We start from the raw sequence: 22724 nt of genomic DNA on the forward strand, positions 1-22724 counted from the left end.
GATACAGGAGTACATCAAACGTCAGTTGGACGAGGACAAAGCCGGGGAACAACTGACGATGGGGAACGTCTAAACCCGTTTACGGGTAGCAAGTAACAATCTCTCGCAATTGGCAGACCGTACTTACGCGACGTGACGCGTCCGGCTAGTATCAGAGGGCTTTGCCCGTCTATGAAGAACCCCCGGCTTTGCCGGGGGGGTCCTATTCATCGGGCATTATAAAAAGTTTAAGCTGGAAAGCTATGCGGTATATCTATTAACAAAAGCTTAATGCTTACACGCAGAGCTTTATCACCCTCTAATTCTATTCGAGCTATAATGAAGGCAGATTTTCATAGAACAGAGGGATCAATATGGAATATGGCATCTTAACCTTGATTCCAATAGTTGTTGTAATTGGGATGTCATTAATCACAAAAAGAATTTTGGAATCACTCATTGTTGGAACTTTTATTACTTATATCATTGTTGATGGATTTGACTTTGCTTCAGGGTGGATGGATGCCTTCTTTCGGGTGGCGTCAAACAAAGATCACCAGTGGGTTATATTAGTGTGTGCTTTGTTTGGAAGCCTGATTGCATTGCTGGGCGCTTCTCATGGGACTCTTGGCTTTTCAAAGCTGCTTGGCAAACTCTGCCGGGGGCAAAAATCTACAATGTTTGTAACATGGATTATGGGTGTTCTAATTTTTGTAGATGACTATCTAAATATCATGACACTAAGTACGTGTATGAGAAAGCTTACAGATAAACGCAAAGTTCCTCGAGAAGCTCTTTCTTATGTTATTGATTCTACGGGTGCGCCTGTCTGTGCGCTCCTCCCGTTTTCTACATGGGCAGTGTTCTTTGCAGGCATATTTTATGCAGAAGCCGGGATTCCCGAATTGGGTTATGGCAGCGCCATTGAAACCTTTTACCATATCATCCCATTTATTTTTTATGCGATTGCAGCAGTTGTAATGGTTCCCCTGTTCGGGTTTGGGCTGATTCCCAAATGGGGAAAAATGCGAAAAGCCTATGAGAGAGCAAAGGAAACAGGAAAAGTATATTCCCCAGAAAGTGCCAGCCTGAATTTGGACGAAGAAGATGCTGACGGCATTCATGTAAAAGGAAACGTTTGGGATTTTATTTTGCCTATTAGCGTTCTGATTACATTGACCATTATAATTGGAGAACTGTTTTTAGCTTTGATTGCATCAATAGCAGTCTGTTTCCTTCTGTATATCCCGCGCAAAAAGATGACAATTTCTCATTTTTGCGATTTAGCTATGCATGGCTTCTGCAATATGATTCCAACCGTCGCTATTATCTTTTTTGTGTTTGTGATGCAGGAAGGCATGAGTGATATTGGAATTGCAGATTATGTCATCCATAGTGTACAGCCGCTTATTAATGCGCAATTACTGCCTGTTATTACTTTTCTTCTTGTTGCCGTACTGAATTTTAGCACAGGCAGCGCATGGGGAATACCAGCAATTGTTAGTCCTATTATTATTCCTTTAGCTTTTTCCATTGGAGCAAATCCTCTGCTCATTATGGGAGCGATCGTTTCAGGGGCCACATTGGGAAGCCATGCTTGCTTTTATTCTGACGCAACGGTCTTAACGTCCAGCTGCTGCAAAATGAACAATATGGATCATGCGCTTTCGCAGCTTCCCTATGCGATGTGCGCCACAGGGCTCGCGGTAGTAGGTTATTTAGTATGCGGTTTTCTAATGTAAACTTGTGGAGGGATTTTATATGCAGATTATACTTGGCGATATTACAAAAATAAAAGCAGATGCCATTGTCAATGCCGCCTCTACTGATTTAATGCCACATCCGGGGATATGTGGCGCTATTTATGCAGCAGCAGATGGTAAATTGCTTAAAATGGCTTGTAAAAGGATTGGGTATTGCAAGATCGGTCATGCGGTAGCAACCCCTTCTTGTGGGCTTGACACAAAATACATCATTCATGTTGCCGGAGCTGGGTGGTACGGAGGAGAAAAAAGAGAAAGAATCTTAATGGCACAATGCTATTTTAATGCATTACAGAAAGCTTGGCTGATTGGGTGTAAAAGTATTGCGGTACCGTTAATTTTTTCCGGAGATTGCCATATTCCCCGTGCAGAATCAATTTCTATTGCGCAACAAGCAATACGAAATTTTGAAGAAAGGCATCCGGAAATGCAAGTCACCCTTGTTTTATACCGGAAGGGCATTTATGAAATGGCATTGCATATTTTGAAAGATTATAAATAAGGCCTGAAAGCGTTTGACCTAATGAAGGCAGGCGCTTTCTTAATGCAATCTTTATCTGATATAAAAAATGCTAAGACCAATTTCACAGTAAAACTGCTACAATATTTTGTGTAAAACTAAAGAGGAGGGTACCGTTATGATGGATTTTATCATGATAGCAATTTTGGCGGGCTGTATAGGACTCGTTTTTTTGTTAATCAGCTGGTGCCAAAAGCAAGTAGATCGAAATGAATAAGGAGGAAAGAACATGATTGTTCTTGGAATTATAGTTTTACTGCTGGGTGGATATTTAGTTTATGCATTGGTACACCCGGAAAAATTTTAAAACCAGCAGGAGGAATTTATCATGCTACAAATTATATTGACCATTATCCTTTATCTGATAATGGTAATTCCGGTAGGCATTTATGTTTATCATATTGCAGCCGGAAAACATACTTTTGCCGATCCGGTTTTTGACCGTGTAGACGGCGCCATCTATAAGATCACCGGTGTTAAGCCTCAAAAAGGAATGAACTGGAAAAAATACGCTTTGGCGCTGCTTGCAACAAATGGCGTAATGATTCTTCTTGGATACATCATTCTGCGAATTCAGAGCATTGCCCTTTTTAATCCCAACGGAATCGGAAGCATGGAAGAGTCCCTTTCCTTCAACACAATTATCAGCTTCATGACCAATACCAACCTTCAGCACTATTCCGGTGAGTCTGGGTTGTCTTACTTATCCCAGATGTTGGTCATTACATTTATGATGTTCGTTTCCGCAGCAAGTGGTTATGCAGCTTGTGTTGCCTTTGTCCGTGGCCTGGCCGGAAAAAATAAAGACAATGTGGGAAACTTTTTTGCTGACCTTGTTCGTATTACAACAAGAGTTTTACTCCCCTTTTCGATTGTAGGCGGCTTACTGTTGGTTTGGCAGGGTGTTCCGCAGAATTTTTCCGGAAATATTGTGGTAGATACCATTGAAGGCGCGAAACAGATTATTGCAACGGGCCCTGTCGCAGCATTGGAAATTATTAAACACTTAGGAACCAACGGCGGCGGTTTTTTGGGTGCGAACTCCAGCACACCTATTGAAAATCCAACGATAATTTCTAATCTTATTGAACTTTATTCCATGATGCTTCTGCCCGGCGCGTGCGTTATCACTTTTGGCAAAATGGTGCGCGATCGTAAGCGTGAAATGGCACAGGCAAAGTCTGGCCTGGATGAAGAGCAGGCGTTTGAGTCTAAGAGCAAGCTCCGCAAGAGTTTAACTGTGTGGATGTATGGCCGTGAAGGACGCACTATTTTTGCTGCTATGGGTATTATTTTTGTCATCGGCCTGAGCGTTTGCTTCTGGGCTGAGAGCCAAGGCAACCCTGCGCTTTCGGATGCTGGCTTAAGTCAATCCATGGGTAGCATGGAAGGTAAGGAAGTACGGTTTGGCATTGCACAGTCGGCAATGTTTACAACGACGACAACTTCCTTTACAACCGGTACTGTCAATAATATGCATGATACGCTAACCCCGCTGGGCGGGATGATCCCGCTGCTTCACATGATGCTCAACGTTGTGTTTGGCGGTAAGGGCGTCGGACTCATGAACATGATTATGTATGCGATTTTGGCGGTATTTATCTGCGGCCTGATGATTGGCCGAACACCAGAATATCTGGGCAAAAAAATTGAAGGCCGTGAAATGAAATTAACGGCCCTGTGCATTATTATTCATCCGCTGTTAATTCTGGCATTCTCAGCTTTGGCTGTTGGAACACAGGCCGGGCTAGAAGGCATTACAAATCCAAGCTTCCATGGGCTCTCCCAAGTACTTTATGAGTATGCTTCTTCTGCTGCAAACAATGGTTCTGGATTTGAGGGCTTGGCTGACAATACGATGTTCTGGAACATTACAGCGGGACTCGCTATGTTCTTCGGACGCTATCTTTCCATTGTCATTCAGCTGGCAATCGCAGGGTCTTTGATGAAAAAACGGTTTGTCAACGAATCTGTCGGCACCCTGCATACCGACACGTTCAGCTTTGCTGTGATTCTGGTGTTTGTTGTGTACATCTTTGCAGCATTGACGTTTTTCCCAGTACTTGCACTTGGCCCCATTGCTGAGCATTTAACCCTTTGGGCATAAGGAGGAACTTTTATGAGCAAAAAAAATCAGAAGCTGATTACGCCTGAGATATTTCGTCAAGCGATTATCGGTTCCTTTACAAAATTAAATCCCTTGTACATGATGAAAAATCCCGTTATGTTCGTCGTGGAGGTTGGCTGTTTCATCACCCTGATTCTTTCCTTTTTCCCTGGATTGTTTGGTGATATCAGCGATGGCACAAACCTGAGAATTTATAATATTATCGTCTGCATAGTGTTATTTATTACCGTTTTGTTTGCAAATTTTGCTGAATCTGTTGCAGAGGGCCGCGGCAAGGCGCAGGCAGCGAGCCTCAAAAAAACACAGAAGGATACGAAAGCCCGCTTGCTTATGGAAGACGGGACAGAAAAGGTTGTTCTTTCCAGCGAGCTGAAAAAAGGCGATGTTGTTATGGTTTCCGCCGGTGAAATTATTCCCGGTGACGGCGAAGTCATTGAAGGCATTGCTTCTGTGGATGAATCTGCCATCACTGGCGAATCTGCTCCAGTTGTTCGTGAGTCTGGCGGCGACTTCTGCTCTGTTACTGGCGGTACTACGATTGTGTCTGACTGGTTGAAAATCCGCATTACCTCCGAAGCAGGCAATAGCTTTCTTGACCGAATGATTGCATTGGTGGAAGGCGCTTCCCGTAAGAAGACCCCGAATGAAATTGCGCTGAGCACGCTGCTGGTATCTCTGACCATCATCTTTCTGATTGTAATCGTAACCCTGTATCCCATTGGCATTTATTCCGGTGTGCAGCTGCAAACCTCCACGCTAATCGCCTTGGCTGTCTGCTTGATTCCTACCACCATCGGCGGCTTGCTTTCTGCGATTGGTATTGCCGGTATGGATCGTGTTACTCGTTTTAATGTCATCGCTATGTCTGGTAAAGCTGTAGAAGCTTGCGGTGATGTGGATACCATGATTCTTGATAAAACCGGTACGATCACCTATGGGAACCGTCTTGCAGCTGATTTCTTCCCCGTAGGCGGCGCAAACCGCAGCGACCTCATTCGGTGTGCAGCTTTGACCAGTTTGCATGACGAAACACCCGAAGGTAAATCTACCTTAGAGCTTGCCCGCCGTTTGGGCGATAACAGCGAGGAGACTGCCGGTTCGGAATTTATTGAATTTACTGCCCAAACTCGAATGAGCGGCGTCGATCTTCCGGATGGGACGAAAGTCCGCAAGGGCGCGGCAGACGCAATCGAGCAGTATGTGAAGGCGCTTGGCGGGATAATTCCTGAAGATCTCCATGAGCAGGTTAATAAGATTTCCAGCTTAGGCGGCACGCCGCTTACTGTCTGTGAAGATGATCGGATTTTAGGCGTCATCTATCTGAAAGATACTGTAAAACCCGGCATGGTAGAACGCTTTGAGCGTTTGCGCGCAATTGGTATTAAAACCATTATGTGTACCGGCGACAATCCGCTGACCGCTGCCACCATTGCTAAAGAAGCTGGTGTTGACGGATTTATCGCAGAATGTAAGCCTGAAGATAAAATCGATGTAATTAAGAAAGAACAATCTGAAGGCAAGATTGTAGCCATGACAGGCGACGGAACCAACGATGCTCCTGCTTTGGCGCAAGCAAATGTCGGCTTGGCTATGAACAGCGGTACTACTGCCGCCAAGGAAGCCGCCAATATGGTTGATCTGGATTCTGATCCAACCAAGATTTTGGAGGTTGTGGAAATCGGCAAACAGCTTCTTATCACACGAGGAAGCCTTACCACATTTTCTATTGCAAACGATATTGCAAAATATTTCGCAATTATTCCTGCGATGTTTATGATGGCGATTCCTCAGCTGAAAATTTTAAACATCATGAGCCTTGCAACACCATACAGTGCTATTTTGTCCGCACTAATCTTTAACGCTATTATCATTCCATGCCTAATCCCTCTGGCTACGAAGGGCGTTAAATACCGTCCTATGTCTTCTGGAAAGATGCTGGCAAGAAATATGCTTATTTACGGTTTGGGCGGCGTGGTTACTCCTTTTATCGGAATTAAAATTATCGATATGATCATAGCTCCTCTGCTGTCTTTAATTGGTCTTGGGCTTTAAGAAAGGATGCTTGTACTATGAAAGAATCAGTGAAAAACTTATTGCACGGTACACGTCAAGCAGTTACAGTCACAATTGTTTTAATGCTGATTTGCGGACTCTTGTTCCCGTGCTTGTTAACGGGGTTATCCGCCTTGATTTTCCCAAATCAAGCGGGGGGAAACCTCATTACCGTAAATGGCCAAACAGTTGGCTCAAAATATGTGGGGCAGGAATTTACGGAGGATTACTATATGTGGAGCCGCCCGTCTGCTTATCACTATAACGTCTACATTGAGGGTGAGGATGGGAAACAGTATTATCCGGACGGAACAGAGTTCCCGGGGATCGGATCTGGCTCCAATAACTATGCTCCCTCCAATCCTGCACTGACAGAACGTGTAGAAGCGGATATTGAGGCGTTTTTGGAAAAGAACCCCGAAGTAAAGCGGGAAGATATTCCTACTGACTTGTTAACTGCTTCTGGTTCTGGCTTGGATCCGCATATTTCTCCTGAATCCGCTGAAGTTCAGATTCCCAGAATTGCAGAAGCCTCTGGGTTGGGTGAAGAAGCAGTTCGCAATATTGTCAAAAACAATACAAACGGCAAGGTCCTGGGGATCTTTGGTGAAGAAACAGTCAATGTATTGATGGTCAACATTGAGATTGCTCAAAACATGGGCCTCATATAACGGGAAGGAGAGAATTGCTATGATGGAGATGCATTCCTTTTTAAAAGCCAAACAAAAGGAAATTCCATCTCCAAATGGTGAAGAAAAGCCATCCGCACGGGGATTGTTTGAGTTTTTATATGAAATAAGTGAATGGATTCAAGCAATTCCTTCAGCATATCGACATGAAAACGAAGAAACCAGTACAATTTATGTTTGGTTTAATGATATTGCTGTTGCGGAAGACGATTTTTGGCAGGTGTTTGGAGAATATCTTGTCCTTCTTCGTGCAAGATGGAAAATCGATATCTTTGGCACAGCAGGAATGTCACAAGAGACAGTATGGCTAGCATTACAGGAAGAAAACAGCCATATTTATGCGGTTCAAAAGACGCTCTCAGGCCATCCGGCCGATACAATAGAATCGCTGTGCTTGAGAATCCAATGCCTTTCCTCTGAGCAATCAAAAATTCTGTATGCATTGGTTGGTGCGACAAATTGGAAAAACGGCACGGTAGCCTTAGACTGGAAATATAGTTCGTTTCTGTTAGAAGAAAACCTTGCACAGCCAACACAAAACAGTTGTTTTTGCTATGGCGGTGTCTTTGAGGAGATGGATCTTGAAGATACGCTGCAAACGCTTACTTTTCAGCAGAAAATTATTCTTTGGACTGGGTTTCTAAAAAACGGACTCGATTATGCAGAGTTTGAATGGCTCTATAATGCTATTTCTAAAAATGTTGTATCGAACAGAGTTGAATGGGAGCTTTCGTTGCATACCGCTATGCAGAATTTGAAATACACTGTACAAGTATCGCCAAATGACTTTGAAATGCATGACGGACATGGATGCCGGCGTTATTTTAGTTTTAACAGTACAAGTTATGCAGAACGTGCCTTTCTTAAAATATTATTTCCATTAAATACTTGAACGCAAGACGGTCTACGGTTATAGGAACTGCAGGCCGTCTTGCGTATTTTTGAGGACTTCGCCCATCTATCTATGAAACTGCTGGAAACCTCTGCAGCTCTGTGGGTGGGGAAAAGGACGCAAACCCGCATGAATACTAAAAAAATGGAGTGACATCTTTTTTATCACCCAATCATGGGTTTGTGCTATAAAAAAGATACCCTGCTATAAACACGAGTGAACAGGCAAAATAAAAAACTGAGCCCGGAACGCGAAGCGCGCCCAGGCTCAGCCTAGTGGGTTTACGCTACAAAAAAGATACCCTCTGAAAATGAGAATTCCGGGTTCGGATTTGATCTTTTTTCATTTTTACATCGTGATTTTTCGAGTTTTACTTCTGGGTGTCCCGTTTTGGTAAAAGAGGACGATCCTGAAAAAACGGCTTAAATGCTGGATTTATGACATGAAAAAAGAGGCTAAATTTGGGTTGTCTCATTTTTGAGTTCCAAATTTCGACCTCTATTCATCTTGACTTTCCGAAAAAAAACAGTACAATATACATATACCCCCAATAGTATAGGAGTGTTGAAATGAAACAATGTATGGATTCTGACAATCTGCACCGCAGATTAAAAAAAATAATCGGACAAGTTCAAGCCATTGACAGAATGGTGGATGAGGATGTCCCCTGTGAAGATGTTCTGGCTCAACTGAATGCGGCAAAATCTGCATTGCATAAATGCGGACAGGTAGTGCTTGAAGGGCACATTAAGCATTGTGTAAAAGACGGGATAGAGCACGGAGATGCAGACAAAACGATTGAGGATTTTACTAAAGCTGTAGAGCGGTTCGCCAATATGGGTTAATGAATTTCTTGTAAGAAGCAGTCTAAGTTGACTGCTTTTTCTTTTATCCTCTTGACAAACCTATACCCCTTATGGTATTTTATACCTATACCCCATAAGGTATAAAACGGAGGATTTTTATGAAATCATTTATGGGAAAACTTGAACACTTGCTTGAAATTGGCGGCACGAAAAAAGACATAACACTCCTTGTTATTTCGGGCGTTGCTCTTATTTTCAGTCTGACAGGCATATTGGATTTTTTGCCTTTCAATATTGCTTGGGTTTCAATCATTTTGTGTGGTGTGCCGATTATTTTAGAAGCGATTATTGGGCTTGTCACAGCGTTTGATATTAAAGCGGATGTACTGGTATCACTTGCGCTGATTGCTTCTGTCTGTATTGGCGAGGATTTTGCGGCAGGCGAGGTTGCCTTTATTATGCAAATCGGCGCTCTGCTTGAGGATCTAACCGTAGCAAAAGCAAGAGCAGGTATTGAGAAATTAGTAAAGCTGACGCCGCAGACAGCACGGGTAGTCCGTGGCAGCACCGAAACCGTTATTTCTGCAAGCGAGGTGAAAATCGGAGATATTCTCCGTGTTCTGCCGGGCGAAGGAATTGCTGTTGATGGTGTTATCACTTCGGGACAGACTTCGATTGACCAAGCGGTTATGACAGGCGAGCCTATCCCTATCGATAAGACGGTTGGCGATGAGGTATCAAGCGGAACAGTAAACCGATTTGGCACTTTTGAGATGAGGGCAACAAAGGTTGGCGAGGACAGCTCTATTCAGAGAATGATTAGCCTTGTGCAGTCGGCGGATGCAGGAAAAGCAAAGATTGTCGGTATGGCGGACAGATGGGCTACTTGGATTGTTGTAATTGCTCTGACTGCCGCCGCCCTTACTTGGGCAATAACGGGAGAGATTATCCGTGCGGTTACAATTCTTGTTGTATTCTGCCCTTGCGCTTTGGTGCTTGCAACGCCTACTGCGATTATGGCGGCGATTGGCAACGCTACAAAGCACAGCTTCCTTGTACGTGAGGGAGATGCTTTGGAACGGCTGTCAAAGGCTTCAAAAATCACTTTTGATAAAACAGGAACGCTGACTTACGGAACGCCGAAAGTCATTGCGGTAAAATCTCTTTCGGAGAGCTACACAGAACGGAATATCTATTCTCTTGCCGCCGCTGCGGAGCAGTTTTCTGAACATCCGCTTGGAAAGGCGATTGTGAATTGTTACAAACAGCACACAGATAACCCCATTTCAAAAGCGACAGGTTTTGAAATGCAGCTTGGGAGGGGCGTATGCGCTTTTGTAGATGGGAAGCGTATTCTTGCGGGTAATATGGATATGATGAACGAGAATAAAATTGTTTGCCAGACAAATCCTGAAATTCAAGGTTTTTTGAACAGCGGCAGCACAGTAACCTACATAGCCGCAGAAAACGAGGTTATCGGGTATCTTGTATTGTCTGATACAATCCGAAAAGAAAGCGGCGCAATGATTAACGCTCTGCAAAGCTGCGGCGTTCAGCCTGTACTTTTGACAGGCGATAACAAGAACTCTGCAAACAGCATTGCAAAGCAGCTTAACATAGATGAGGTGTATGCAAACTGTCTGCCTGAAGATAAGTTGAAGTTGATTGAAAAATATCAAGAGAACGAACAGTCTGTTTGTATGATTGGCGACGGCATTAACGACGCCCCCGCCTTAAAAAAAGCAGCGGTTGGTATTGCAATGGGCGGGATTGGAAGCGATATTGCAGTAGACGCCGCTGATATTGTACTGGTGGACGATGAAGTAAAGGAACTTCCGCACTTAATATCGCTTTCCAAACGGATGATGACCACGATAAAGCTTAACTTGAGTTTTTCGATGGGACTTAACTTTCTTGCAATCGTGCTTGCTATGACAGGTATTTTAAATCCTGTTGTCGGTGCGCTTGTTCACAATGCAGGCTCGGTGCTTGTCATTATAAATTCAGCATTGCTGTTAAAATGGAGGAAAAGGAAATGATTATTTCAATTATTGGTATGTTAATCGGTGCTTTGGTTGCTGGAGCAGGTATATACTATCTTGTAAAAGAAAAGCGGGATAAGGAGTCGGTGAAAATCTACGGAATTATCAGCGGAGTCGGCGGTGTTATCTTTGTTGCAATGCTTATCAAGCTGATTTTAGAGTTATTGTAAGTTTTATGGAAATGGATATGTCTACTTCGGGATAGCTGATTTGTCCCATCTGTGGCAGGAAAACACATAATAAAGTCAGAAAAGATACCGACTTTCCCTTATACTGCCCAAATTGCAAACAGGAAACACTCATTAATGCGAAGAATTTGCAGATAACTGTAATTCAAAAGTAGAAGTGCTAACAACTATGTATGCCGCCGTGTATGGGTAAGACCATAACGGCGGTTTTTTCTATGCCTATCGGCTGGATTTTTTTCTGCGTGGCTTCTGTCTGCCTCGCTCCTGTAACTACCTGCTCCTGTCCCTGACGCTTTTTTTCGGACGGTTTGGGATGTCTGCAATTTTCCTCGACCTGACGCTCTTACTCGACAAGACTGCGGTTGTACTGTTCTACGACAACCTCCGCTTTGTGGTAAGTTGCCATAAACGCCTGCACATCAGGATAACCGTCCTCTTTTAAGACTTCTGGCAGTCTATCCAGTTTTTCGGTGATTTTCTTCTCGGTCTGTTGTATCTGCGCTGTGAGGGCTTTGTGCTCTTTCCTTTTGAAAATCCCTTTTGTGTCGGCAAGCTACGCTTTCAGCTTTGGCAGGACGGTATTCTTTAAATACCAATTTTTTAAGGTGATATTTCCGTGTTATAAAATTCGTTGACTTATCTATGAAACTACCGGAATTTTCTACAGATCTGACAGAAGAAAAAATGATAAATTAAAAAATAGTAGAATTTTTCTCTCTCCTACAAGATAATTTTAGGCCGGTTGAGGGATAGGAAAACGTCGGGAACCCGCATAAATACGTTTTTACAGGTTCGCGGCGTTTTTTCATTTTACCATTGGCATTGACATATCGAGAAGCACGACAAATATGTCTGCCCCTGCTGCGGCACCATCATTCGGGCAATACGGGAGGTCAATGTGATCTGCGAGGATTGCGGAGAGCCTTTCGAGCGGGCATAAAAACAGGCGTTAAAAAGTATATGGCCGAGGAACATTTTTCACATTTCCTCGGCCATATGTTTTTCTTTCGATTCCCTTTCGGGGTGGGTGCAAAATTGAGAGATTTTCACCCCTCTATCGTTCCACTATGGAAAGCGCGGAAAGAGGGGCTGGAAATTGCATTGCCGCCGAAAAAAGAAAAGCCCGGAAGCCGCATAAATACAGGTTTTCCGGGCATAAACGCAAAAATAGCCCTCCGTTATGGAGAGCTATTTTTGTATCAAAGTTTGCACTTTGATTTGGTGCGCGAGACGGGACTTGAACCCGTACGTCATACAACACACGCCCCTCAAACGTGCCTGTCTGCCAATTCCAGCACTCGCGCATTTACAACGTATGCTATTATACCATCTGCAAAATTATTTTGTCAAGTCAAATAATAAAAAATTATAATATTATTGCCGGAGCCATTTAATCCTATCGACTGCAAAAAAATTCTTGCATTTTTCTATGCCATATAGTATACTTTATTAAGTTCCAATATAACATGCCGGTGTGATGGAATTGGCAGACGTGATGGACTCAAAATCCATTGGTAGCGATACCGTGTCGGTTCGAGTCCGACCACCGGCACCATGATGGAGTGACAAAAAAGATGTCACTCCATTTTTTTCAGTATTCATGCGGGTTTTCGGGCTTTTTGGAGCAAAATCCGAAAAACGGTTTTACCGTAGATGTCCAAACAGTAAACCGCAGCAAAATCCGTCATAGCGGGGCTTCCGCCTGAAAATTCAGGCCGGAGGCCCCGCTTTTTTGCGTTTTACGGCCTTTTTCCCTGTTATCGGAAGTGTAGAAGTTTCTGGCCTTGAAATAGATAAATTGACGAATACCTCCAAGGGCGATTTCAAGCCCTCAAAATCCAAGGGGGAAGTGCGCCCTTTTTTAGGACCTCCCCGGCAGGCCGCCGGGAGTGTATAGTATCATGAGAAAATATTGACCGGAAGCTGAAACGAATCATTGGCGAGAAGAAGCAGGCGCATGGTTTACACTCAGGTAATTAAGGTTTAATCCTTAACATTAGAGAACAGCCATCCAGACGGATGGCTGTTCTCTAATACATTATCCTGATTGTTTAACTAAGCCTTTTACTATTTCTGAAATACTTTCAAGCTGTCTATCGTCTAAATGCTTCAAATCTTCAATCAAGTTTTTTAGCTTTACTGGGTTCTTGGAATTTATGTCGAAAAAGTCGGCTGGCGTGATATTCAAATATTCACAAATATAGAAAAATATCGTCATCGAAGGCAGAGCCTTCCCGCTTTCAATATTATTGATATATGTATGGTTCTGTCCTAGAGATAAACTCATATCACGGGCGGAAACACCCTTTTTATTTCTTAGTTGCGCTAATCGCAACGGAAATTCATCTTCATACATTTATACTCACTACCTTTGCGTGTAATATTATATCTATAGATTGTTGGAATGTGTTATTTATAAAATGACAAAGACGTTGATGAATAAGAATGTATATGATACAATCGCATAGAAAACGGAAGAAATCTGTCAAAAAAGTTTTTTCGGCTGCTATACACACAGAGAAATTATATCATTGCTGTAGTCCCAACTAGTCAAATATGCTTGTGCAAAAGGCCTGTTAATAAAGAATGTAGCGGATGAGCTAAAATTAATTTTTTCTTTCATGAAGAAATTCACTAAAACGATTCTATATTTAAAAGAAAAATCAGTCGCCGCTTCATTGTTCCTCGTAGTTGCTGTTCGCTGATAAACGCGCTTACACCGCTTCGGCTTGTTACCAGCTTTTTACGAGCCGCTGGAGCTTAGCCTCCCACCAATCGCGATACCGAAAATATCTTTTTGTAGCCCTTGACACAAGGCTCCTGAAGCTGTATGGCTCCGAGGGCTTTTTTGTTACACGCCAAATAGAAAAAGGGAAAAATCATTATTTTTGTTATTATCGGCATGTACATCTCCGTGACCTGGGGCGGATTTTGGGCTCAAAGTGCTTTGTTTAGTATTTGTTGCTGTGTATTTGCCGCTTCAACACAAAAATCCCCCGGGCCCTTACATTTCAAATGGGCTGTGCAGGCTGGCAATATCGTTATAAAAAAACCGTTTTTTCACTAGACATTGCAGCTCTTCCGTGCTATAATCTGTCCAAATCGAGAGGGAGTGTTGAACTTGAGAGAAACAGAAAGAATCCCATTTCATGCCAATTGGATTTGGGCGGAACACAATGACCAAAAAAATGACTGGGTAGCCTTTCGTAAAAGCTTCTCGGTAACAGAAGTACCGAAACAAGCAGAGCTTTTAATATCGGCCGACACGAAATACTGGCTGTATGTAAACGGCCGGCTGGCTGTTAATGAGGGCGGTCTTTTCCGAGAGAGCCTGCCGGGCTGCGGTTATGCGGACCGAGTGGATATTGCTTGCTATCTGCAGCCGGGTGAAAACGTGATCGCATTGCTGGCTTGGTTTTATGGAAATGAAGGACGCAACAACGTCAATAGCGGCCGTGCGGGCCTTATTTTGGAAAGTGCAAGCCTGGGGCTTTACAGCAACGAAAGCTTTCTGTGCCGCCGCCACCCAGGCTATGGGAAGGTCTCAGGCCATACGCCGGCTTATTTGTATGGCGGCGACGATATATCCTACCGTGCGGGGACGGACTGTGAAGGCTTTGAAAACCCGGACTTCGACGAGAGCGGTTTTGAGCCCGCCACTGTGTACCAAAATGAGGTTTGGGGCGACGCGTATGAACGGCCGATTCCGTTGCATCGCCTTTATCCCTTGCAGATGCTAAAGGAGGAATCAACGCAGGGAACGGTGCATTGCTTCACTTTACCCTATGCCATGACGTTTTCTCCTTATTTGAGGGTGGAGGCAACCGGCGGCGAGGTCATTCAAATTTATACCGATCACCGTGCTACGCCGGGCGGGCCGGGAGACAACTCCAATATGTACAACGGGCATGTATTCCAGTATATCTGTAAAAAAGGCCTGAACGAGTACCGTTTTCCGGCTTATATCTATGGCGAGCATCTATACCTGGAATATACGGCTGCGCTGGCCCCCGATGTCGGCGTCTGTGAATCCGGCTTTGACTGTGACATTACCGGGAGCTTTCACTGTGACTCCGATATTTTGAACCGCGTGGTGGAAAAGGCCGCCCGAACGCTGTATGTCTGCATGCGCGACAATTTCATGGATTGCCCGGATCGTGAGCGTGGACAGTGGATCGGCGATGTCTCGGTTCAGGCGCCGCAGGTGATGTTCCTGCTCAGTAAAAATGCACGAAAGTTGATGAAAAAGGCGATTTACGACTTTATCAATCTGAGGAAGGGCGATGTACTGGTCGGCAATGTCCCCGGGGCAAATTTCAGCGAGCTCCCCGGGCAAAGCTTGAACGCCATTAGTGAGCTCGGCCTGCTGGCTCAATATTATCATTACACCGGCGACCTGGATGTTCTTCAACTTGCCTTTGAGCCGGCGGTAAACTATTTGAAGCTTTGGTCGATGGATGAGCAGGGCCTGGTTCGCAGCAGAGAGGGCGGGTGGCCTTGGTTTGACCACTTAAACAATGTGGATGCGCCCGTGCTGGAAAATGAATGGTATTATTCCGCGTTGTCCTTTGCCCAGAAGATGGCGCAGCTGCTTGACGACCACCGTTATGATGCCTTTCTTGCCCAGCGGAAGCAGTCGATTGAGGCGGCCTTTGAAAAAGCATTTTGGCAGGGTAAGCACTATTCCTCCGGTTCTGTGGTGGATGAGCGTGCCAATGCGATGGCTGTGTTGACAGGCCTTTGTCCCAAAGAGCACTACAACGACATCTGCATGGTGCTGATTTCTACCTTTAATGCCTCGGTGTACATGGAGAATTATGTGCTGATGGCGCTGTGTGAGATGGGATTTATGAAGGAGGCCTATCTGCGCATGGCCTCCCGCTATTACAATCTGGCGGTCAATGAGAACAGCACCCTCTGGGAAGATTTTTTCATTCTGGGGACGACCAACCATGCCTGGAGCGGCGCGCCGGCAACCATTGCGTTCCGCTATTTTCTGGGGATAGATACTACAGATGGCTTTGAAACCTTCACGGTGAACCCGGTTAAGGGGTTGTTCCAGGAGATGGAGGCAAGCTTTGCCACGGCAAAAGGTCAGGCAACGGTTCGCGTCAAAGGCGACCAAGTGGAAATTATTGAAAAATAACGGAATATGAAGAAGGCGCCCACTGTTAAAAAGACGGCGGGCGCCTTTTATAAAAACTATGAAACGGGGACAGGCGTGGGCTCGCCGGACACCAAGGTGCTGTCGATAATCGCGGCAATACACAAGGCAAGGTCCCGGTCGCATTCCTGCATAATATCCAGACTGAAGGCCGGTTCCGCTGCTTTCCAACAGCTGCTGTGCCGCATGACTAAAGCGCCGCTTTTCTGACGGATTTCATAATTTCGGGTATAGATATTTCCGGCAAGCGTCCAGTCAATGCCCTTGATGCGGTAAGGCTGGCCTTTTGTCGCTATACTATGCAGAATAAATGCCTGGCTTCGGCCCTGGCTGTAAATTATATACTGTGAAAGCACGGCAGTGCCGACCCGTGTAATATGCGCGCGCTCCAATCCTTGAAAATCCTGGAGGCGTATTTTAGACGTAAAGGAGTTCCGTTCTCCTAAAAACCGGTATAAAGGAGAGCCGCATTCGCCATACACAGTAAAAAATTCAAACAAGCCGGCGGCAGGACATGAATTTTGTTTTAGATAGAATTTCAATGCAACGGCAAACTCCTTTCTTATTGATTGAATCTATTTTATTTACTATACCATTTTTACAACAGGGCATCAACTGCCGCCTGTGAAATCATAAAGGGCGAATAAGCTGTTGACCTGTATTAAGGTTTGTTATAATATTAAACTATTATTCAATGCTTGGGAGGATATTCCATGAAAAAAGTAGTTTTGCTGGGCGATTCCATTCGCCAGATCGGCTATGGCACAAAGGTTCCGTCGCTGCTTGGACCGGGTTATACCGTATGGCAGCCGGAGGACAACTGCCGCTTTGTCTCCTATCTTTTACGCGGGATTTTTGACTGGTCTGGGGAGTTGGAAGGCGCTGATATAATTCATTGGAACAGCGGCGAGTGGGATATATGCAATCTGTTCGGCGACGGTCCTTTTACTGCTGAAAACGAATATGTATCACAGTGTTTAAGAGTGGCGAACCTGTTGCTTGCCCGCGCTAAAAAAGTTATTTTTGCCACGACTACGCCGGTGCGCCAGGGCCATCCCCATAATGACAACCGTTTAATAGAGCGCTACAATGCATTGATAGTACCTCAGCTTGTTTCAAAAGGAGTGCTGATTAATGACCTCTTTGCGGTTGTCAAGGAGGATATTGATGGCAATATCCGCGCGGATGATCAAATTCATTTGACAGAAAAGGGAATCGTACTGTGTGCAGAGGCCACTGTGCGGGCAATCCATCGTGCAGGGCAAGACCTTTAAGAGTAGGCGGCTTTCTGAATCATATGTCTGTGCCGCGAACGAGGCCATTTAAAAACCATTCATTTAAGGTTTGCCTTGTAGTCCCAATTTTAGCTGTATGCAATATGGTGCTTACTGCACAGGAGGTATTTTAAAGAAAAAAGATTGTCGAGCCATGTTTATTTAGTGAAAATCGAGGCCGCTTTCTGATTGGACATTTATCAATATAGTCCAGCCTCATGTTCACTATGAGCCATACAAACGGAGTCTGTTTCGCCGGGAGATCTTATTGGTGCTTTCCGGTGATGACGGCGGTTAAAATATCTACTCTGCATGCATTTGCATGGCTATTATATAGGTAGATAAGGAGGTTTATTCGGATGAGGTACAAGACCAGAAAATATACGCCGGAAGATTGCGGGACATTGGCGGATTTATTTTATAATACTGTCCATTCGGTCAATGCGGAAGATTACACCGAGGAGCAGCTGGCGGTATGGGCTACGGGCCGCGTCGATTTGAATCAGTGGAATGAATCCTTTTTAGCGCACTATACGCTGGTCGCCGTCCTGCACGAAGAGATTGTCGGCTTTGGCGATATAGATGAAAGCGGCTATTTAGACCGTTTATATGTACATAAGGATCACCAGGGGAGGGGAATCGCGACGCTGCTCTGCGAGCAACTGGAGGCGCATGTTTACCCCAAAGAGGTTACCACGCATGCATCGATTACAGCAAAGCCCTTTTTTATTAAAAGGGGCTATTGTACCATTCAGGAACAACAGGTCGCCCGGGGCGGAATTTTACTTACGAATTATATAATGGTTAAGAGAACAGCATGAAAATGGCAGAGGCTCCATCTGATTTATCAGATGGAGCCTCTGCCATTAGGGTTTTATCACCAGTTGACAAAAGTTTTTGGTAAACAGGCGGTGATGTCTGTGCTTCGGCGAACCACCAGCTCTGTTGGCACCATTTGCTGGGCGGAGGGGAGTGTGTCGTCCAAAATCCTGGCAATTGCCATATTCATGGCGGCCTGGGCCATTGCGGTACCGGGTACATGGATGGAGGTAAGCGAGGGATCTATAATCGGCGCTACGAATGTGTCGTCAAAGCCGACGACCTTTACGTCTTCGGGGACGCGGATATGGAGCTCCTGTAAGGCCTTGATAGCGCCGACAGCCATTTGATCGTTTGCGGCAAAAATACCATCGAAGGGCAAGTTGATTCGGGCGGAACGGGAGGCCAGCAGCTGCTTGATGGCATCATAGCCGCTTTGCGGTGAAAAATCGCCGAGGATGATGTTTTCAAAAGCACCTGGTTCCATGCGGATGCGGTCGCAGTAGCCCCTGGCCCGGCACTCCGCAGCCCAGGAATTTGTTGTGCCGGCAATGTGAATGATCTTTTTACAGCCGCAGGAGATTAAATGGCCGACGGCCTTTTGCGCACCGCCGAAGTTGTCGGCATCGACAGAGTCGATGCCATATTCCGCCAGGTCGCGCTCTAAACAAATAATAGCGGTCTTTTTTCCACCTGGGGATAAATTTTTCAAATAGGTAAAATAGGCGCGGTCGTCGAGGTCGGCAACCGTGTCAAGAATGATGGCATCGTAGCGGTGCTGCTTCATCATGCCGACATACTGCTTTTCCTGGTTAAAGTCATCATTAGTGTCGATGCACATGAGCTGAAAGCCTTTTTCCTCTGCGATCTCGCGGCATTTGCGCAGAACGGATGAGAAGAAAATCCGGCTGAAATTTGTAATGATAACACCGATCATGTTCGACCGGGCGGATTTCATATTGTGTGCAATCGGGTTGGCTACATATCCCAACGCATCAACCGCTTCAAGGACGCGTTTGGTAGTCTCAGGGGATACATATTTAACGCCGTTTAACACATTGCTCACAGTTGAAATAGCAACGCCTGCTTTTTTGGCGACATCTGTAATGGTGGCCATAGGACTGCTGAAACCTCCCCAACCTCAAAAAATTATCAAAAAATTGACCTGTATTGTCAAATCTTGCTGTAACTTATTTTAACGCCTTTATGTCCTGAGTGCAAGGCCTATTCGGGAAAACATTTCCGGCGTGCCGTCTTTTTAACGCAATGGAACAGGGGCCTTCATTGGGTGTCGGCGTCGAAGTCCCCCTGTTGGGCAGCATGCCTTTTTGATATTTTATGATAAATAAATATCCCCGCCGTGCTGACAACGGCAGTAATCACGAAAACAGCAATCGCGAAACCGTAATTCTGCGAGACCAGCGCATCGCCGCTGATGGTAGAGGTAATAACCGAGGGGATTCTGGCAATGCTGGAAATCAACAAAAATATGTGAAGCTTCATGGGTGTAAGCCCAATAAAATAAGTAAAAATATCCTTTGGTGTGCCGGGGATAAAAAATAATATGAATATGAGTAAATTTAGCTTTTTGGTGTTTTTAATAAAGCTCAAAGATAGGATCTTTTCCTTGGAAATAAAAGCTTCCACCAGCTTTATTCCGAATTTTTTTGTAAAAAGGTAGATTATAGAAGAACCGACGGCAGCGCCGGCCAGGCACAGCAGCGTCCCCTCAATAGAGCCAAAGGCATAACCGGCGCCAATTTCCATGGGTTCGCCGGGAATAATGGCAAAAACAACCTGTAAGCACATCATGCCGACAAAGGCCAGCCGCCCCCAAATATGGTGGCTGTCTACCCATTTTTGAAATTCCTCCGGGCGGGAAAGCATCTCAACAAGCGGCTTCCCAACGACAATAGCCACGACGGCAATAAAAGCAAGCAGAACGCAAAGGGAGAGGATGCTGACCACCCGGCGACGGCGAATATAGGCCTTTTCTTCAGGAGAACAATCCGTCATTTGGCTGGTAGAATCTTTTGTCATGTTAAAACCTCTTTTTCTCGTTAAAACTATGGAGTAACAGCCGTTGTCTTTATGAAGGACGGCTGTTATATATTATTATATCATAAAGTCAGGTGAAACCTGCATGAATAAGTTTCGAATTTTTTACAAAGATTTTGTAAGGGTTAACCGAAGAATTGTCAGAAAATTGAAAGAAGTTTTCAGCACATATGCCATATAGGAATTTTGCAAAAAGCCTTTTGCGGGCTTGACGTCTGGTGTATAATAAATAAAAAGGAATATAGCGTTTCCAGCAAGAGAGGGAACTGCTTTCAAAACAGAAAAGGAGCAGGACAAGATGACAAAAATTGATATTTTTTCGGGCTTTTTAGGCGCCGGAAAAACAACGCTGATTAAAAAGCTGATCCAGGAGGCTTTTCAGGGCGAGAAGCTGGTTTTAATTGAAAACGAGTTCGGTGAAATTGGCATCGACGGCGGGTTCCTCAAAGAAGCGGGCGTTGAAATTACAGAGATGAATTCGGGCTGCATCTGCTGCAGCTTAGTTGGTGATTTCGGCGAGGCCCTGGAGAAGGTGCTCAAGGAATTTGCCCCTGACCGGGTTTTGATTGAGCCCTCCGGAGTTGGCAAGCTTTCCGACGTCATCCGTGCGGTGCAGCGGGCGCACGGTGCGGCGGAGGTGCGGCTGAACAGCGCTACCACAGTGGCGGATGCCTCTAAGTGCAGAATGTATATGAAGAACTTCGGTGAATTTTTCAACAATCAGGTTGAGCACGCAAACACCATTGTGTTGAGCCGTACGCAGAATATTTCTGAGAGCCGGCTGGAGGAATGCGTCCGTCTGCTAAGGGAGCACAACGCCGATGCCGCGATTATTACGACACCATGGGACGAGCTCGCCGGGGCTCAAATCCTGGAGGCGATGGAGCACAAGGACTCTCTGGAGCATGCGCTGCTTCAGGAGGGAGAGGCGCATGGCCATAGCTGCCACCATGACCATGACGGCCATGAGCATTGCTGCTGCCATGAACACGGCCACCACCACGATGAGCATGATGAGAACTGCTGCAGCCATGGACATGAGGGCCACCATCACCACGGCCATGAGGGCCACCATCATGCAGACGAGGTGTTTACAAGCTGGGGCCGGGAGACGCCAAGGAAATATACAGAGGAGGAGGTCCAGCAGGCGCTTGAAGGCCTGAAAAATGAGGAAGCCTGCGGCGTTGTCCTGCGTGCCAAGGGGATTTTGCCCGCCGCGGACGGAAGCTGGATTCATTTTGATTATGTCCCGGAGGAAATCAACATTCGCACCGGCACATCGGATTATACCGGGCGGCTCTGCGTCATTGGCTCCAAGCTGAAAGAGGAGGAGCTGGCGCGCCTGTTCCAGCTGAACGGCTAACAGAGAATGAAAGATGAATATGAGAGGAACAGAAACTATGCCTATTCCCGTTTATCTATTTGTCGGCTTTCTGGAAAGCGGAAAAACCTCTTTTATCCAGGAAACCATGGAGGACCCCCGGTTTAATGCAGGAGAAAAAACACTTTTACTGCTTTGCGAAGAGGGTGTGGAAGAATATGAACCGTCCAAATTTGTGGGCGGCGGTAAAAATGTCGCGGTCGAGGTCTTGGAGGCCCCGGAGGAACTGACCCGGGAAAAGCTGGAATCGTTTCAGAAGCAGCACCGCATGCAGCGGGTAGTGCTGGAGTATAACGGCATGTGGATGCTTTCTGTACTGCAGCAGGCTTTGCCGAAGGATTGGCAGATTTACCAATGCTTTATGACGGTGGATGCGGCGACCTTTGAAAACTATATGGCCAATATGGGCCCGCTGATGGCTGATAAAATTGGCGTGGCGGAGTTCGTCGCCTTTAACCGCTGTACGCAGCAGCTTGACAAAAAGAAGTTTCACAAGGCCGTGCGCCTGTTTAACCGCCGTGCCGACATTGCCTTTGAATACCCCAGCGGGCGCGTCGAGTATGACGACATTGTGGACGAGCTGCCCTTTGACCTCAACGCGGATGTAATAGAAATCGGCGATGAGGATTTTGGCCTCTGGTACTTGGATGCCTCGGATAACCCCAAAAAATATGTGGGAAAAACCGTCCGCTTTACGGCCATGGTCTACCGCTCGGATAAGCTGCCGAAAAATACGTTTGTCCCCGGACGCTTCGGGATGACCTGCTGTGCGGAGGATATCTCCTTTGTGGGCTTTCTATGTAAGTACGACCAGGCCCAGGCCTTGGAAAATGAGAGCTGGATTCGCATTACCGCAGAGGTTAAGTGTAAATACCATGCCGTTTATCAGGGGGAGGGGCCCATATTGATTGCCAAGGGGATAGAACCTGCGGAGAAGCCCAAGGAAGAGCTGGTCTATTTCCGCTGAAC

At 45.5% G+C, this 22724-nt stretch carries 21 protein-coding genes and 2 tRNA genes; 18 read left to right on the plus strand and 5 right to left on the minus strand.

Going from position 1 to position 22724, the window contains the following annotated elements; all coding sequences use genetic code 11:
- Nucleotides 1–353: 353 nt before the first annotated feature.
- The 12 genes from DPQ25_RS13000 to DPQ25_RS15245 all read left to right on the plus strand — a co-directional run bounded on the left by DPQ25_RS13000 (nt 354) and on the right by DPQ25_RS15245 (nt 11501).
- Nucleotides 354–1721: a Na+/H+ antiporter NhaC family protein gene (locus tag DPQ25_RS13000; RefSeq protein WP_112333610.1), complete on the plus strand. Its 1368-nt coding sequence runs from the start codon at nt 354–356 to the stop codon at nt 1719–1721.
- Nucleotides 1722–1740: 19 nt separating this feature from the next.
- Nucleotides 1741–2244 (plus strand): macro domain-containing protein, encoded by a 504-nt coding sequence (locus tag DPQ25_RS13005; RefSeq protein ID WP_112333611.1) that lies wholly within the window; start codon nt 1741–1743, stop codon nt 2242–2244.
- Nucleotides 2245–2491: 247 nt separating this feature from the next.
- Entirely contained in the window at nt 2492–2569 is a 78-nt protein-coding gene (gene kdpF / locus DPQ25_RS15365) for a K(+)-transporting ATPase subunit F (protein ID WP_081893036.1), read from the plus strand.
- A 21-nt stretch (nt 2570–2590) separates the two neighbouring features.
- Complete coding sequence (locus tag DPQ25_RS13015) at nt 2591–4369, plus strand: potassium-transporting ATPase subunit KdpA (RefSeq protein WP_112333612.1); 1779 nt, start codon at nt 2591–2593, stop codon at nt 4367–4369.
- A 12-nt stretch (nt 4370–4381) separates the two neighbouring features.
- On the plus strand, nt 4382–6442 hold the full coding sequence (gene kdpB / locus DPQ25_RS13020) for a potassium-transporting ATPase subunit KdpB (RefSeq protein WP_112333613.1): 2061 nt from the start codon (nt 4382–4384) through the stop codon (nt 6440–6442).
- 17 nt (nt 6443–6459) lie between these two features.
- Complete coding sequence (gene kdpC, locus DPQ25_RS13025) at nt 6460–7113, plus strand: potassium-transporting ATPase subunit KdpC (protein WP_112333614.1); 654 nt, start codon at nt 6460–6462, stop codon at nt 7111–7113.
- 19 nt (nt 7114–7132) lie between these two features.
- Nucleotides 7133–8023 (plus strand): hypothetical protein, encoded by an 891-nt coding sequence (locus DPQ25_RS13030; protein WP_112333615.1) that lies wholly within the window; start codon nt 7133–7135, stop codon nt 8021–8023.
- Between the two features lie 569 nt (nt 8024–8592).
- On the plus strand, nt 8593–8868 hold the full coding sequence (locus DPQ25_RS13035; protein WP_112333616.1) for a metal-sensing transcriptional repressor: 276 nt from the start codon (nt 8593–8595) through the stop codon (nt 8866–8868).
- Between the two features lie 119 nt (nt 8869–8987).
- Complete coding sequence (locus tag DPQ25_RS13040) at nt 8988–10868, plus strand: heavy metal translocating P-type ATPase (protein WP_112333617.1); 1881 nt, start codon at nt 8988–8990, stop codon at nt 10866–10868.
- Nucleotides 10865–11041, plus strand: a complete 177-nt coding sequence (locus DPQ25_RS13045; protein ID WP_242978360.1) for a hypothetical protein — start codon at nt 10865–10867, stop codon at nt 11039–11041. Before DPQ25_RS13040 ends, DPQ25_RS13045 begins: the two co-directional genes overlap by 4 nt.
- A 47-nt stretch (nt 11042–11088) precedes the next feature.
- Nucleotides 11089–11214, plus strand: coding sequence for a cysteine-rich KTR domain-containing protein (locus DPQ25_RS13050; protein WP_330409887.1), 126 nt, complete (start codon nt 11089–11091; stop codon nt 11212–11214).
- 158 nt (nt 11215–11372) lie between these two features.
- Entirely contained in the window at nt 11373–11501 is a 129-nt protein-coding gene (locus DPQ25_RS15245) for a hypothetical protein (RefSeq protein ID WP_256556988.1), read from the plus strand.
- Between the two features lie 777 nt (nt 11502–12278).
- On the opposite strand, the gene DPQ25_RS13060 is transcribed toward DPQ25_RS15245, so the two are convergent.
- Nucleotides 12279–12363 (minus strand) — tRNA-Leu (locus DPQ25_RS13060).
- A gap of 164 nt (nt 12364–12527) precedes the next feature.
- On the opposite strand from DPQ25_RS13060, the gene DPQ25_RS13065 reads away from it, so the two are divergent.
- Nucleotides 12528–12614: transfer RNA gene (locus DPQ25_RS13065), tRNA-Leu, on the plus strand.
- A gap of 483 nt (nt 12615–13097) precedes the next feature.
- On the opposite strand, the gene DPQ25_RS13070 is transcribed toward DPQ25_RS13065, so the two are convergent.
- Nucleotides 13098–13415, minus strand: coding sequence for a helix-turn-helix domain-containing protein (locus tag DPQ25_RS13070; RefSeq protein WP_112333619.1), 318 nt, complete (start codon nt 13413–13415; stop codon nt 13098–13100).
- A 765-nt stretch (nt 13416–14180) separates the two neighbouring features.
- On the opposite strand from DPQ25_RS13070, the gene DPQ25_RS13080 reads away from it, so the two are divergent.
- Nucleotides 14181–16205, plus strand: coding sequence for an alpha-L-rhamnosidase-related protein (locus DPQ25_RS13080; protein ID WP_112333621.1), 2025 nt, complete (start codon nt 14181–14183; stop codon nt 16203–16205).
- Between the two features lie 56 nt (nt 16206–16261).
- Here the strand turns inward: DPQ25_RS13080 and DPQ25_RS13085 are convergent, their stop codons facing one another.
- The gene (locus DPQ25_RS13085) at nt 16262–16615 is read right to left on the minus strand and encodes an LURP-one-related/scramblase family protein (protein WP_146740569.1); all 354 of its coding nucleotides are present in this window, start codon (nt 16613–16615) and stop codon (nt 16262–16264) included.
- A 321-nt stretch (nt 16616–16936) separates the two neighbouring features.
- Here DPQ25_RS13085 and DPQ25_RS13090 point away from each other — a divergent pair, with 321 nt between their 5' ends.
- Both DPQ25_RS13090 and DPQ25_RS13095 read left to right on the plus strand, forming a co-directional pair.
- On the plus strand, nt 16937–17497 hold the full coding sequence (locus tag DPQ25_RS13090; protein ID WP_112333623.1) for an SGNH/GDSL hydrolase family protein: 561 nt from the start codon (nt 16937–16939) through the stop codon (nt 17495–17497).
- A gap of 359 nt (nt 17498–17856) precedes the next feature.
- Nucleotides 17857–18318, plus strand: a complete 462-nt coding sequence (locus DPQ25_RS13095) for a GNAT family N-acetyltransferase (protein ID WP_112333624.1) — start codon at nt 17857–17859, stop codon at nt 18316–18318.
- Between the two features lie 56 nt (nt 18319–18374).
- Here the strand turns inward: DPQ25_RS13095 and DPQ25_RS13100 are convergent, their stop codons facing one another.
- A complete protein-coding gene (locus tag DPQ25_RS13100; RefSeq protein ID WP_112333625.1) occupies nt 18375–19433 on the minus strand; it encodes a LacI family DNA-binding transcriptional regulator in 1059 nt (352 codons plus the stop codon).
- Nucleotides 19434–19597: 164 nt separating this feature from the next.
- Nucleotides 19598–20356 (minus strand): TVP38/TMEM64 family protein, encoded by a 759-nt coding sequence (locus tag DPQ25_RS13105; protein WP_112333626.1) that lies wholly within the window; start codon nt 20354–20356, stop codon nt 19598–19600.
- Between the two features lie 316 nt (nt 20357–20672).
- Between DPQ25_RS13105 and DPQ25_RS13115 the strand changes: the two genes are divergently transcribed.
- Nucleotides 20673–21737 (plus strand): CobW family GTP-binding protein, encoded by a 1065-nt coding sequence (locus DPQ25_RS13115; RefSeq protein ID WP_112333628.1) that lies wholly within the window; start codon nt 20673–20675, stop codon nt 21735–21737.
- Between the two features lie 13 nt (nt 21738–21750).
- The gene (locus tag DPQ25_RS13120; protein ID WP_242978362.1) at nt 21751–22722 is read left to right on the plus strand and encodes a TIGR03943 family putative permease subunit; all 972 of its coding nucleotides are present in this window, start codon (nt 21751–21753) and stop codon (nt 22720–22722) included.
- The last annotated feature ends 2 nt before the right edge of the window (nt 22723–22724 follow it).

The organism is Hydrogeniiclostridium mannosilyticum (assembly GCF_003268275.1).
Lineage (GTDB): Bacteria > Bacillota > Clostridia > Oscillospirales > Acutalibacteraceae > Hydrogeniiclostridium > Hydrogeniiclostridium mannosilyticum.